General features: G+C 57.4%; 1 rRNA gene. It reads left to right on the forward strand.

From position 1 onward, the window contains the following. Window positions 1-202: ribosomal RNA gene (locus BTW08_RS18745) — 16S ribosomal RNA — on the forward strand; the annotation flags it as partial.

A 202-nucleotide genomic window follows, 5' to 3' on the forward strand; every position in this document is an offset into this window, starting at 1 on the left:
GTCGTCTGTGAAAACTCGAGGCTCAACCTCGAGCTTGCAGGCGATACGGGCAGACTTGAGTACTGCAGGGGAGACTGGAATTCCTGGTGTAGCGGTGAAATGCGCAGATATCAGGAGGAACACCGGTGGCGAAGGCGGGTCTCTGGGCCGATACTGACGCTGAGGAGCGAAAGCGTGGGGAGCGAACAGGATTAGAAACCCT

This window comes from Salinicola sp. MH3R3-1, from assembly GCF_001937155.1.
Taxonomy (GTDB): domain Bacteria; phylum Pseudomonadota; class Gammaproteobacteria; order Pseudomonadales; family Halomonadaceae; genus Salinicola; species Salinicola halophyticus.